Here is a 14,512-nt window from a genome sequence, read left to right on the forward strand (position 1 = left end):
GAGAAAGAATTTTTCTCTGCCATTTTTATATGCGTAATTTACTGAAGTGATCGTTTAATCAGCCATGTTAATCTGACTGTGTTGTATGCAAATCGAAAGTGCATTATGTTGTTGATTTAAATCGCCAGCAGAAGGTGCGGATGATAACGTCAACCAACTGCGGTGATTGTCGCACTGAATCTAGGCGTTAATTATATGAATATTACACGCACATTTTTCTATTATGAAAGAAACAGAAAACAACAAGCCAAAATTCTCGCTTTTAATATGCTTTTTTTGCCCGTTATCTTCTGGCTTTTTTTGATATTGATTCCAAAAAGTAATCCTTTTTATAACGAGTTTTTGTTTTACGCAAAATATATTGTTGTGGTTTCTGAGCTTGTCCTGTTATCGATAGCGGCATGGTTGCTTACTCATCCTGCGAAATTTTATATCAAGCTGACAAACTCCGAGTTCAGTTCATTTCACCCTACTTTTAAAGAATGGACGTTTAGCGTAAATCCACAAGATATTATTGAAATTGAGCACAGCACAGATATAGGCTCAAACGCTAGCCTTATTTTAGTGAAAATGAGTAATGGTTCATCAGTGTTATTGAGCCCTAACTATCCATATAAGCGAAGCGAACTATACGGTGCATTGCGGTTAGTTAACTCAAATATAAAAACGCCCAAGAATACTTGGTTGTTCCCATATAAAAAGTAAAAAATCAATTATTGACTGGCCAATCTCTAAATGGGATGTCATGTCCTGCAACTCATTGTAATCCTGTTTATCTAAACCAATCACTGCCTATTTGTTTTATTGGGTTAATATGTTTTAAATACACCAATATTTTAATGAGTTAGCTCAAATTTATGCCTCAGCTTTAGCCCTTTAACTTTTGATTACTCTCATTTAACGCGTACAAGTTGTAGACAAACCAAAAGTGCATATGTTGTTGATCTAAAATGGATGGCCAGATTTTTACTGAAATCACATAGAATGATGGACACGGCCATATCTTAACTTCGCTCTGCGATGGAGTTCATAGACTTCACAACCTAACAATGGCTCAGTTCTATTCAGCACCGCGCCAAAACGCTCAAAGTAGTCCTCATTAACTTGCTTTGCACTGATCAGTGGTACTTCCATACTGACATCTACACGACCTTTACGTATCAACGCTGGGTCAAGATGATCAAGATGATTTGTGGTCATTATGACTAGGCAGTCATCAAGAGGAATTATCCCGTCTAACGCGTTTAGTACGCCACCTAAAGTGAGTGGTGGGTTGTCTACATTGCTTTCAGCTGCACGTGATACCGTTGCCTTTACACAATCACAGTCCTCTATTAACAACATAGCTCCGGGCGCTACCTTTCTAATCGCCTTATGAATAGTGGCATCATTGACAGTCGATAGATTTAATATGTACAGATCGCGATGATACTCAACCGCTAAGGCCCTCGCGATACCCGTCTTACCCGTGCCCGTTTTTCCATGTAGCAGAATGGTTAGCTTACTGACAACCGATTTTCCCCGACTTGCGAAGTTATCAACTTCCCTCATCAACTCCTGCTTAAACCCTTCATCTAGCACTAAGTCACTAAACCCCGATGATTTTAATGTGCCATAGCGACACCATTCGGTTTCTTCGAAAATATTCACTTTCGGCTCAGTAGAGATGTCTCCACGAGTGTCTTCTAAAAAACTATGTAGTTTATCTTTTGCCCACCATGGTGCTCTTACCGTAATAGAATCGTATGCCATCGTACTATCGACCTTAGTGCGGGTTGCCAACATAAAACAACTATCGTATTTAAACAGGTGTATACCGTAGCCGATAGATTTAACACTGACACGCCCGTCGTAATTCACACCATAGTCAAAGTACACAGCCTCAGAGATAGAGCGTGAAAAAAACGGAATGGTAGTATTACTGATCAAAAAGGACAGCTTATTGAATATCTCTGTGCGTGCCTGATGGCTATCGTCTATAGTGAGCCGCACAAATAGCAGGCTACTGAGCCAACTTAACAGTTTCGCGGGAACATCTTTTAGTATGTAGCCTATGAGTCCAATTAACGTAAATGTTAATACTCCAACAATGACAGCCGTCAACAAAGGATCACTATTGGTGAGCGCCTTTATTTGTAGTAATACCTCGTTCATTTACTCACCTTTACTATAAATGCCTAATAGATATAGTCGAGAATACGACCAGCCGCGTAGAGGTTACTCGCAAGGCATCCTCAGTATTGCGCTATCGCACTTGGTTAAAGCGACTTGATAAAGATCCTTTACTTATCACTAGCTATTGCATTGGCTGCGGCGCTTATCAAAGAGTAGGGCGCCTGAATGTCGTGCAATGCAGGGATGCGTGAGAACGACCATGGCTCTCGTTCATAAGCTTGGAAATCCTAGATTTCTCTATTCACCTAGTCGGCGAGCGAATGCCATCGCAAGCCTGTACCTTTAGGTGATTAAACCTTGCAAATCAAATGGTTAAAATATCGTTATGCTAAATTTTAAATAAGAAAGCCGCCAATGAAGGTCGGCTTTCTTGTTTCGATTGTCCCGTAACCTTTGCGTTTTATTGGTTACATAAAATCTTGAGGTATTACAGCAAATACACGTTCAAGCTACAGGCACCGTGGGCGCCGACGACGAGGGCTTGCTCGATATCGGCGGTTTTTGAGGGGCCTGCGATAAACACACCAAACTCACCGGCATCTAAGGTGATGTCTTTTGCCGCTTGGTGCATGTTTGGAACAATCTTATTGGTTGGCAAGGCTAAGATCAGGTTTTCACAGATAAAAGGGGTTACTCTGTGGCCGAGGTTTTTGTTGTTGACCCAAATGGCGCCATTTTCGGCAACACCAACATCCCCAGGGATCACCGCATAATCGATATCCCTGAGCTCGTGAGCCGTTGGTGGCACATCACGGTTTGCTGTGACGCCCTCAACGAGTGAGATGACTTGTAAGCCTTTGGCGAGAAGCTCATCCACTTTGGCTTGCAGTGCCGCAAGACCGCCTTCGCGGTGCAGTGTACCCGCCACTGTTTTAAGATTGGTTTCAAACTGGCCAACCAGATCTTCTACCCTCGGGGCGACATCGATGCTTGGCATTGGATGGTTTGTTAAAGCCGACAGTTTGAGCGCATTGAGAATTTCGTGCTTACTAGACATCTTATAGGCTCCTGTGTTTCTTAAACCAAGCTTCGAAGCTGGAGTTGGGGGCGACGGGCAGTTCACGGTATTTACCCCAGGCGCCGCTAAAGGGCTTGAGCAGACTACCCGGCAGAATGCGCAGTGCAGTACGGGCTGCGCCCATTGAGCAATTGAGCATGGTCGGGCTTGCCATAAATTTACCCACTAGTGGCATATAACTGTTTTTGCCGTAAGGGAGTTTTCCGGCTTCGGCCTTAAGACGTCTGTGGTGGAAAATAATCTTATCGAGCGGCACTTTTGTCGGGCAAACATAGGTACAGCTACCACACAGGGTACAGGCCCAAGCGATGGAGTTAGTGTCATCGCTCTTGGCACCTACGGCAATCCCAATCGGGCCGGGAATAGTGTAGTTGTAGCTGTAACCACCAGAGCGGCGATACACTGGACAAGTATTTAAACAACCGCCGCAGCGAATACATTTCAATGATTCGGCAAGGATTTTATCTTTCATCATCTCGGTGCGGCCATTATCGACGATGATCACATGCATCTCTCCATCGACCTGTGGTCCACGGTAGAAGGCGCTATATGTAGTGACGGGTTGGCCGGTCGCATTGCGTGCTAAGGTGCGCAGTAACACGGCAGCGCTGTCGATATCGGGGACAATTTTGTCGATACCCATTGAATGCAACTGCAACTTGGGCAGGTTAGCACCCATATCGGCGTTACCTTCGTTGGTACAAACGACCACTGCGCCCTTATCGGCAATCGCCATGTTTACCCCTGTCATCGCGGCATCGGCGCTGAGGAACTGCTCACGTAGGTGAGCACGGGCGGCACGGGTTAAATACAAGGGATCTGCTGCCCCCGCTTTAGTGCCGAGTTTCTCATGGAAGAGGTCACCGACTTCTTCTTTTTTCATGTGGATAGCGGGCACCACAATGTGCGAAGGCGGCATTTTCGCCAGCTGAATAATCCGCTCGCCCAAGTCGGTGTCGATAACTTCAATCCCGTGTTGCTCTAAGTAAGGATTGAGGTGACATTCCTCGGTCAGCATGGATTTTGACTTAACTAACTTCTTCACCTGATGGCTGGCTAAGATGCCGTGTACGATACGGTTGTGCTCGGCGCCATCTTTTGCCCAGTGGACTTTGATACCGTTTGCTAGGCAATTTTGCTCAAAGGTTTCAAGATATTGCGCAAGATTAGTTAAGGTATGCAGTTTGATTTCGGAGCCTAACTGACGCAGTTGTTCCCACTCGGGTAAGCTGCCTGCGGCGCGGTCACGTTTTTCCCGCAGCACCCAAAGGGCCTTAGAGTGCCAGTCAACACGGGTTTCATCACGGCAGAAAATATCGGCCTTGTGGGCGTGAACCTGTGAACCCGTTGCCTCGTGATTATGTTGATATGCCATAGTGTGTCTCCTAGAGCGCGGCGTTAAGCACTTGCGCTATGTGGCGAATTTCAATCGGCAATTGTTGTCTGCGGATCATGCCATCGAGGTGCAATAGGCAAGAAGGGTCGAAGCCAACCACATATTGCGCGCCCGTTGCCGCGTGGGCTTGGGCCTTGTCTTTACCCATCTTGGCCGATACGGCGCCTTCGTCAACGGCAAAAGTCCCACCAAAGCCACAGCATTCGTCGCGACGGTCTGGATAGACAATGTCGATTCCGGCGATATTGGCGAGCACAGCTTCTACCTTGTTGAATCGTGGGCCCATTTGCTCGCTTGGCGTGGCAAGGCTCAACATACGAATGCCGTGACAGCTTAGTTGCAGGCTGATCTTATGGGCAAAAGGCTTGTTGAAGGCAGGGATTGGGGCGACATCGTGGAGGAACTCGGTCAGCTCATAGAGTTTGTCGATAACGGCTTGGGCTTCTGGGCTGTTGTCAAACTCGTGGAAGTTTTCTTTGGCGGCCACTAAACAAGACGCGGCAGGGCAAACAATGGCATCACATTCCACACCCTTGAAAGCATTGAGTAATTTCAAGGTAGTACTGCGTGCTGCATCGAAGCAACCCGAGTTGGTCATAGGTTGGCCACAGCATGTTTGGCCTGCGGGTAGAATCACTTGGTGTCCCAGTTTTTCGAGTAATTCCAGAGTGGCAATCGCCACATCTGGCATCATTTGGTTAACTAGACACGGGATGAAAAGAGCGATTTTCATTGTGTTTTCTCTTTCTTGTTAGTGAACGACATTGCCTTGCACTGTGACCCCAAAGTCCACACAAATGCTAAGGTAGTTGATCAAATATAGGCTTATCTTAAGTAAATAAGTAGCGCTAATTTAGTAAATGATCTTGTAGATTTTTTCAAAAATGAGAATATTTTAATGTGTTGATTTTTAATTGTTTATCTAGGTTTTTGTTTTGTGATTTTGATCCTCTTTTTGTTGTGTTGCTCGATAAATGAGAATAGTTTTCTTCTAACGAAAAACGGGGCTATTTCTAGCCCCGTTTTGCATTTTTTTAGCGGCTGCACTCTTCGAGCAAATACGCTAAGTGGCGGTAGGAAATGCCACTGTGCTGCGTTAAGCCAACCTCACACATACGGTTGGCGTAATAGCCTTCCTTAATCTCGACGGGAATGAGTTTTTTGATATTACGCAGGGCGCTGGCGTTGATTTCTGGCTTATACAGGCCTTTTTCGCCGGCGTAACCACAGCAGTCAATGCCCGCAGGTTTGAGCACTTGGCTCGAACAAGCATCGGCAATGGCTTGCATCTTAGGCTCTAACTTCATCTTACGAGCGCTACAACCTAAGTGCAGAGCCACATTGACCTTTTTGTTGATGCTCAGTTTATCCAGCAGCTTGTCGTGCATAAACTCAACCAAGTCGGTAATTTGCACCTGAGGGTTACCCGTGAGGGTACGATAGGTACAAGACAGGGCATCGACTAATACTGGGATTTTGCCGCCATTACTCATTTTGCTGACCACATCGATAAGCTCTTGGCGTTTGGCGTCGGCGTTTTTAAAGTCGCCCTTAGATTCCCACATTTGGCCGCAGCATAAATCGCGGGTCTTCTCTGGGGTAATAACGTTATAGCCCGCACGCTCGAGCAGGGTCACAACCACCTCTGGCAAGGTGCGATTATCGGGATCCTTAGGTGTTGGACCAAAGGTACGGCCGCCGCAGGCAGGGAAGTAAACCACAGTTTCTTGGCCCGCTTTGGCTGGTGATGGTTTAGGCAGTTTGCCACCTTTAGGGAAGTCTGGATTCCAATAGGGCACTTCTTTGGAGAGTAAACGGCCAGTTTTCATCAGCGCGTTGGTGATACCATCGCCGGTGATTTTATGGATAACACCCAACACGTCAAAGCCAGTGCTGATCACTTGGTTGACGGCGCCAAAGTGTTTGGCTTGGAAATCCAACACTTTTTGCTCAGTGGTGCTGATATAGGGCGTGCGTAGCTTACGGACTAACTGACCCATGCTGTTATCGACTGGGCAGGCAATAGTACAGAGCTGGCAAGCCGCGCAGGTATCAATCACATCATACTTGGCATCGGCACGCATTTTATCGGCGGCGGCTTTGTCGCCAGATTGCTCTAAGCGCTCGATTTCACGCAGGGTGGCGATCCGCTGACGTGGCGAGAAGTTCAGCGCCGAAGTGGGACAGGTCTTTTCGCAGAAACCACACTCGATACACTTATCGACAAAATCATCGACCACAGGGCAAGGCTTGATGTTTTTCACGTGCACTGTGCTGTCGTCGTTTAAGATAACGCCGGGGTTGAGCAGGCCTTCTGGGTCGAAGATATGCTTGATGCGTTTCATCAGAGTGTAAGCATCGGCGCCCCATTCCATTTCAACGAAAGGTGCAACGGCGCGGCCAGTGCCGTGCTCGGCCTTCATCGAACCATCGTATTTATGGATCACCATCTCGGCCACGTCCTGCATAAAGCCTTGGAAGCGCTCGATATCGGCTTGGGAGGCGAAGGTCGGGGTGATAATAAAGTGGAAGTTACCCGCCAGTGCATGGCCGTAAATCACGCCTTCGGGATAATCGTGCTTATGGAATAGCTCGGTTAAATCGGCGGCCGCTGCGGCTAAATGTTCGACGTTAAAGGCCACGTCTTCGATAATGACTGAGCTGCCCTTTGGCCGTTCGCCACCAATAATGGGGAACAGGCCGGAGCGCATTGCCCAGTATTTGCTGTACACGTTGGCGTCGCTACTGAAGCTAATCGGACGCTCGGTTTTGATGTGCGCCAGTTTGGCAATCACATCTTGGGTATAGCTTTCTAAGGTTTGGGCATCGTTTGCGCGGGACTCAATCAATAGAATGGCCGCGCCTTCTGGCAGCTCATTGAGCCAGTCTGGCATACCTTTTTTACCGGTCACGGCCTTGATAGATGCCCAGTCGAGTAATTCGGCGGCGGCAACGCTATCGCCAATAATCGGCGGAATGGCACTCGCCGCATCCACCATGTTGAAGAATACCGCCATCGCCGAGGCTTTAAATTTGGCCTCATCAACCGTGTGGTAAGTGACTTCTTCGACAAAGGCTAAGGTACCTTCGGCGCCGACGATCAAGTGGTTAATCAAATCAAACGGATCTTCAAAATCCACTAGGGCATTGATGCTATAACCCGTGGTGTTTTTGATGGAGTATTTTTTGCGGATGCGCTGCGCGAGCACTTCATTGCTGCGGGTCAACTTAGCGAGTGAAGCCAGTGAATCGAGCAGTTCGCCGTGGCTTTGGGTAAAGGCGGCCTTAGACTTATCACAACCCGTGTTGAGCTCAGTGCCATCGGCAAATAATAGCTTGGCGGAGGCGATAGTCTGGTAACTGTTTTGCGCCGTACCACAGCACATGCCTGAGGCGTTGTTAGACACAATACCGCCGACCATGGCCGAGGCCAGTGTTGCAGGATCGGGACCGATTTTTTTATTGAGTGGCTTAAGTGCGGCGTTGGCATCGGCACCGATAACGGCGGCGCCTAAGGTGATTTTATTGCTGTCGGGGCTGATGTCTATGGTTCTAAAACCATCGTGGCCCAAGATCAATAAAATCCCTTCACCAATGGCTTGGCCCGATAAACTGGTGCCTGCCGCGCGGAAAGTCACAGGCACTTTATGGGCGCGGGCGATGGCTAAGGTCTGTTTGGCTTGTTCTAGGGTATCTGCGTGAACGACGATTTCTGGCACGATACGGAAATAACTGGCATCCGTTGACCAAGCAAAGCGGCGCACAGGGTCATTTGAGACGGCTGACTCACCGAGTTGTTGAATTAGTTCTTTATAAACAGCGTCATAATTAATAGACATAAGTTACTCTCTCAACGCTAAAAATGACTAAGGCCGCCAACGCGGCCTTAGGTTTAGATTGGCTTAGAAGCCACCCCAAAGTGTTGCGATAGTGCCTGCAAGTAACGCGTAGCCAATGGCAACAGGCATAGTTTTACGGATGATTTCAGATTCTCTACCCGCCATACCCACAACGGTCGCGGCTGCCACTACGTTCATTACGCACATCATATTACCGGCGTTAGCACCGATACCTTGTAGTGCTAATACCAGTGTGTGGTTCATGCCAATATTGTCCGCCACACTGTATTGCAGGCTGGAGAACATCATGTTGGAGAAGGTGGCCGAGCCTGACAGGAAGGCACCAAAAATCCCCACAATCGGTGCCATCCATGCCCAAACCGCGCCCATAGATTGGCCTAACATATCGGCTAAGGCGACGGGCATAGACGCAAGACCCGCACCATTAACACCTGAGTTTAAGAAGATTTTCACCATAGGCACGGATGCGCCTAATGAAATGATAGTCGGTAACATAGACTTGCATGAAACGCCGATGGATTGCTTAATCGCAGGGCTTTTCATCTTGAACAGGAAGAAACCTAAGATACACACGGCCACAAAGAAGGCGCCAGGAGCATATAAGGTCGCAAAGCTGGCTTTAAGCTCAGTGCCCATTAGGCCAGTCCAGCTGATATTGAAACTGGATAACCAGGCTTTGAGTGGTGCTACGGTGCGTGAAAGCACTAATAGCGCGGCCATGATGATATAAGGTGTCCAAGCGGCAATTTGTGAGAACTTAGCAGTGGTCTCAATTTTCGCGCCTTCTTGGCTATCATTTTCGGCAAAGTCGTTCCAAGGGGTTTTTGGTAATAGGTATCCTTTACGGGCAACAGGGATGACTAAGGCCATACCGACCAATGAACCGATAACAGATGGGAATTCAGGACCCGCTAAGTAGTTGATAATCCATGCTGGAACGGTAAAGGCAAGACCGGCGAAAATCGCAAATTTCCAAATCGCTAAACCTTCTTTAAAAGACTTATTGCGACCGAAGAATCCTGTCAGTATGGTCACCATGACCAGTGGAATTAAGGTACCTGTGATTAAGTCGATAGTGATCATATGCATCACGATAAAGCGAGCATAACCAACGTAGCTACCGCCATGGGCTGCAAACTGCTCAGCTGCTAAGCTCACACCACCTTGAGTTAAGCCTTGCTCCATACCAAATAGCACGGGTAGACCAATCGCACCGAATGACACACAAGCTGAGTCGGCAATCAATGCCACTACGGCTGCGGCAACTGGGGGAACGCCCAGTAATACTAGCAGCGGCGCACCAATCGCGGCGGGCGTCCCAAAGCCCGCACTACCTTCGATAAAGGCACCGAATAACCAACAGATGATGATCACCTGCACACGGGCGTCGGCACTGATGTTAGTGAAGCCCGCACGGATGGTATCCATGGCCCCTGAGTATTTCAGGGTGTTGAGCAGGAATACCGCGCCGAAGATGATGGTTAATGGGGTGATGGCTGACAGCAGTCCTTCGAGAACCGATGCGGCTAATAGTGTGGTATCCATTTGCCAAATAAACACGGCGGCCAGCGCTGTGATTATCATGGAAATGGGCATAGCTTTGGACGCTGGCATTCTGAGTAATACGAGAAAGATCATTACACTGATTACTGGCGTCAAGCTGGCGAGGAGTTGAAGTATTGTCATGCTTGCCTCTACATAAAGTGGTCTGTCTTATTATTTATATTTGGATCTTACTAGTGTTTTCCTGTCAGACTCTCCGACTGATAAATCAGCAGGTTTCACTGCCAATACCATGAGTCACAACATTCTGTGGTGTGTACTAGACGCTATTCGGGGCTTAACTAATATGATCTAGATCATTTTGGCTGCTGTATAGAATGCTAATTTACAGTGCTGCGGGAGGCTTCTCTCATGGGATTTTCTTAACTGTGATCCATGTCACTCGAAGGTGGTTTTTTATATTTCGATAATGGGATGTTTCGCTAATTTCTATTCCTTCAGGTTATAAAAATCGACATATTCACTAAATTAGCTATCAGTATTGCAATTAACTGATCCATTTATTTCATTAATGAGCACTTAATGGATTTTTAAGACAATATTAAGATGTGACTTATCTCTCGCTTTGGAGTGAGTTGAAAAATCACTAAGTTAGATATTATTTATTAACAGTATGAATAAATAGGTTTTTATTGGGTTTTACACCGCGAGGGATTATGAGGGCTGGATCACGTTTTAGTAATAGCTAAATTTCGCGTGATGAATATCACTTAATGAAATTTGTTTTAATCTGAAATTTAATAACGGTTAATAAAGCAGTTTACAGTCATGCAGCCGCAACACTCCATTCTGTTAACAACTGCCGTTGGCCATTATCTTTTGCTACTTAACCATGTAAGCGATGTAAGCTTTAGCTACGTTTTAGGCTTTATTATTGAGCAGACTAAAACAGCTTACTGCCCCAACCGAGTTTACTGCGTAACACATGGAAGTAATTATGGCCTTTAGGGTGGATCAGCCTGAGCTGCTCGGAGCTGCGGCGCACTATGATTTCATCGCCGGGTAAGACGGCTAAATGCACGTGGCCATCACAACTTACTTCGAGATTTTCGCCATTTTCAGGGGAGACGACCATCTTAATGGTGCTGCAGGCATCGACCACTATGGGGCGACACGACAGTGTATGTGGAAACATAGGCACTAAGATTAATGCCTGTAAATTGGGGGTCAGAATGGCGCCACCCGCCGACAGGGCATAGGCGGTAGACCCCGTCGGGGTTGAGACTATCATGCCGTCGGCACGTTGACTGTACATGAATTGATTGTCTATATAGACTTCAAATTCAATCATATGGGCGATTTTACCAGGATGCAGCACTGCCTCATTCACTGCGGTATTGCTCGCTTTTAACATGCCGTGACGATAGACCTCGGCTTCGAGTAAAAAGCGGTGCTCGGTATCAAATTCCCCATCGAGCACTTTGGCGAGCGCTTCTTCAAAGGCATCGGGCGGTAAATCCGTTAAAAAACCTAGATTGCCACGGTTTACACCAATCACGCCCACATCGAAGCGGGCCAGCACTCTGGCGGCGCCGAGCATATTGCCATCGCCACCCACGACTATCGCTAAATCGCAGCGTGCGCCAATCTCTAATAAATCGACCGCGATGATATTGGTCCCTAACTCGCTGGCAACGCGCTCTTCCACGAGGACTTCATACCCTTGCACCGTCAGCCAGTGGTGCAGACGTTTGAGGGTTTGATTTGTCCCTGGGTGGTGCGGCTTGCCAATCAGGCCAATGGTGTGGAACTTTGTGGTCATATTTATGCTAGATCTGGCCTTAGGCCTTGAAACGTCAAAATTGATCCCCATAATATGCCCAGAGTATTTAGAAACAAAGCATTTTTAGCTGGAGTGAAAATGAGCAACGAGTCGATTAAAGCAGAACAGGATCTGATCCAAGAGGGTGTAGAGTCTGAAGTTTCTACCGAAGAAGCGAGTCTGATTGACGAGCTTACCCAAGCCAATTTCCGTATTGAAGAGCTGGAACAGTTACTCGCTGACGCTTTGGCGAAAGTTGAAGAGCAAAAAGATTCAGTTATCCGTGCTGCTGCCGAAGTAGACAACATTCGCCGCCGTGCTGCGATGGATGTGGAAAAGGCGAACAAGTTTGCATTGGAAAAATTCGCCAACGAATTACTGCCAGTGTTAGACAATATGGAACGTGCGCTGCAAGGTACTAATCCACAGGATGAAACCACCAAAGCACTGTTCGAAGGTGTTGAGCTTACGCAAAAGAGCTTCTTGACCGCCGTGGCTAAGTTTGGGGTAAAACCTATCGATCCACAGGGGCAAGCCTTCAACCCTGACCAACATCAAGCCATTGGTATGCAGCCAAGCGCTGAGTATCCAGCCAATACTGTGATGTTAGTGATGCAAAAGGGTTATGAGCTGAACAGCCGTTTACTGCGTCCTGCCATGGTGATGGTGTCACAGGGCGGCCCTAGCCAAGAATCTGCTTCAATCAACATTGAAGCCTGATTGAAGCCTAAGTTAACGCACTGAGCGTTAAAGGTTACGTAATAAAAAGGACTGCAGATGCAGTCCTTTTTATTTGTCTGTTTTTTGCCTGCTAATCGCGATTCATCACGCTTTGCACTGTTGCTGGGAGCTTAGCTCCCATAACACTTAATCGGCAAGAAAGGCATTAATTTGCGCTAACATACCTTCGGCATCGAGTTGTAAATCATGGGTCACTTCTTCTGGAGAGCCATGTTTAATAAACTCATCGGGTAGGCCTATTTGCAGCACAGGTTTCGGCATTTTAAGCTTTTGCAGCAGTTCTAATACACCAGAGCCAGCGCCGCCCATAATGGCGTTTTCTTCCACTGTGACGAGCACATCGTGGGTTTGCGCCATCTCTTTGACTAAATCCACATCTAACGGCTTCACAAAGCGCATATCGACGACGGTGGCGTCTAAGCTTTCTGCGGCGGTTAAGGCGGCGGCTAAGGTGGTGCCAAAGTTCAGCATGGCGATACCTTTGCCTAAACGCTTAATCACGCCTTTACCAATTGGCAGCGCCGTCATGGCTTCTACCTGAGTCGCGCCTGTGGCGCTTCCCCTTGGATAACGCACCGCGCTCGGGCCTGCATCATAGCAATAACCTGTATAGAGCATTTGGCGACATTCATTTTCATCCGATGGCGCCATGATCACCATATTCGGAATGCAGCGCATAAAGCTTAAATCGAATGCTCCTTGGTGGGTTGGGCCGTCGGCACCGACGATACCGCCACGGTCAATGGCGAACAATACCGGTAAACGTTGTAGTGCCACATCGTGGATTAGCTGGTCATAGCCCCGTTGCAGGAAGGTCGAGTAAATGGCGACCACAGGCTTAAAGCCTTCACAGGCAAATCCGGCCCCTAAGGTCACCGCATGTTGCTCGGCAATGGCGGCATCGAAATATTGTTTCGGGAAGCGTTGTGAGAACTCCACCATGCCCGAACCTTCACGCATGGCTGGGGTAATGCCTAAGACTTTTTCATCCTGCTCGGCAATATCACATAACCATTTGCCAAACACTTGGGAGAAGGTTGGCAGTCCCGGCTTAGTCGCTGGCTTCTTAAACTGTGATGGGTCAAATTTAGGTACTGCGTGCCAACCGATAGGATCTTTCTCGGCCGGTTCATAGCCACGACCTTTTTTGGTCATGATGTGCAGCACTTGTGGGCCCTTTAGAGAGCGCATATTGCGCAGGGTTTCCACTAAGGCATCGACATCGTGGCCATCGATGGGGCCGATATAGTTAAAGCCTAGCTCTTCAAACAGAGTGCCAGGTACAACCATGCCCTTGAGGTGCTCTTCGGTGCGCTTGGCCATCTCTTTGATGACCGGCATGCCCTTGAGGACTTTCTTGCTGCTTTCACGAATGGTGGTGTAGAGGCGGCCCGACATCAGTTGCGCTAGGTGATTGTTGAGCGCGCCGACGTTTTCTGAAATCGACATTTCGTTATCGTTCAGCACCATCAGCATATCGTTGTGCAAATCACCCGCGTGATTCATGGCCTCGAACACCATACCGCCCGTCATGGCGCCATCGCCAATCACGGCAACCACTTTGCGGCCAGCCTGTTCTTTTTCGGCGGCAACGGCCATGGCTAATGCGGCACTGATGGATGTACCGGAGTGTCCGACGCTAAAGGTGTCGTATTCACTTTCTTCCCGCCAAGGGAAAGGGTGTAAGCCGTTCTTTTGCCTAATGGTGTGCATTCTGTCGCGGCGACCGGTGAGAATTTTATGGGGATAGGCTTGGTGGCCAACGTCCCAAATCAAACGATCAAACGGGGTGTTATAGACATAATGCAGGGCGACAGTCAGTTCGACCGTGCCAAGTCCAGAGGCAAAATGTCCGCTGGACATGCCAACGGACTTAAGAAGAAACTCCCGCAACTCATCGGCCAATTGAGGTAACAGGGCCTGAGGAAGCTGGCGGAGTTCATTAGGAGTGTTGGCCTGAGCCAACACGGGAAACTGTGAAATGTCCAAACTCATAG

General features: G+C 47.9%; 10 protein-coding genes. 2 read left to right on the top strand and 8 right to left on the bottom strand.

Annotated features, from left to right (window positions below; all coding sequences use genetic code 11):
- Positions 1 to 195 precede the first annotated feature (195 nt).
- Positions 196 to 705, top strand: coding sequence for a hypothetical protein (locus B5P39_RS04245; RefSeq protein ID WP_088210586.1), 510 nt, complete (start codon positions 196 to 198; stop codon positions 703 to 705).
- 270 nt (positions 706 to 975) lie between these two features.
- Here B5P39_RS04245 and B5P39_RS04250 read toward each other — a convergent pair whose 3' ends face one another.
- From B5P39_RS04250 to nadK, 7 genes are all read right to left on the bottom strand, one after another.
- Entirely contained in the window at positions 976 to 2,154 is a 1,179-nt protein-coding gene (locus B5P39_RS04250) for an AAA family ATPase (RefSeq protein ID WP_088210587.1), read from the bottom strand.
- Between the two features lie 448 nt (positions 2,155 to 2,602).
- Positions 2,603 to 3,172, bottom strand: a complete 570-nt coding sequence (locus tag B5P39_RS04255; RefSeq protein ID WP_011626790.1) for a LutC/YkgG family protein — start codon at positions 3,170 to 3,172, stop codon at positions 2,603 to 2,605.
- A gap of 1 nt (position 3,173) precedes the next feature.
- Entirely contained in the window at positions 3,174 to 4,568 is a 1,395-nt protein-coding gene (locus tag B5P39_RS04260) for a lactate utilization protein B (RefSeq protein ID WP_088210588.1), read from the bottom strand.
- Between the two features lie 10 nt (positions 4,569 to 4,578).
- The gene (locus B5P39_RS04265) at positions 4,579 to 5,322 is read right to left on the bottom strand and encodes a (Fe-S)-binding protein (protein ID WP_011626788.1); all 744 of its coding nucleotides are present in this window, start codon (positions 5,320 to 5,322) and stop codon (positions 4,579 to 4,581) included.
- 301 nt (positions 5,323 to 5,623) lie between these two features.
- A complete protein-coding gene (locus B5P39_RS04270; RefSeq protein WP_088210589.1) occupies positions 5,624 to 8,428 on the bottom strand; it encodes an FAD-binding and (Fe-S)-binding domain-containing protein in 2,805 nt (934 codons plus the stop codon).
- A 63-nt stretch (positions 8,429 to 8,491) separates the two neighbouring features.
- The gene (locus B5P39_RS04275; protein ID WP_011717767.1) at positions 8,492 to 10,135 is read right to left on the bottom strand and encodes an L-lactate permease; all 1,644 of its coding nucleotides are present in this window, start codon (positions 10,133 to 10,135) and stop codon (positions 8,492 to 8,494) included.
- Between the two features lie 760 nt (positions 10,136 to 10,895).
- Positions 10,896 to 11,774, bottom strand: a complete 879-nt coding sequence (gene nadK / locus B5P39_RS04280) for an NAD(+) kinase (protein ID WP_086017265.1) — start codon at positions 11,772 to 11,774, stop codon at positions 10,896 to 10,898.
- Between the two features lie 99 nt (positions 11,775 to 11,873).
- On the opposite strand from nadK, the gene grpE reads away from it, so the two are divergent.
- Positions 11,874 to 12,494, top strand: coding sequence for a nucleotide exchange factor GrpE (gene grpE / locus B5P39_RS04285; RefSeq protein WP_011717765.1), 621 nt, complete (start codon positions 11,874 to 11,876; stop codon positions 12,492 to 12,494).
- A 147-nt stretch (positions 12,495 to 12,641) separates the two neighbouring features.
- Here grpE and dxs read toward each other — a convergent pair whose 3' ends face one another.
- Positions 12,642 to 14,510, bottom strand: coding sequence for a 1-deoxy-D-xylulose-5-phosphate synthase (dxs, locus tag B5P39_RS04290; protein WP_011717764.1), 1,869 nt, complete (start codon positions 14,508 to 14,510; stop codon positions 12,642 to 12,644).
- Positions 14,511 to 14,512: the final 2 nt, after the last annotated feature.

Source organism: Shewanella sp. Shew256 (genome assembly GCF_002196695.1).
GTDB classification, from domain to species: Bacteria; Pseudomonadota; Gammaproteobacteria; order Enterobacterales; family Shewanellaceae; genus Shewanella; species Shewanella mangrovisoli.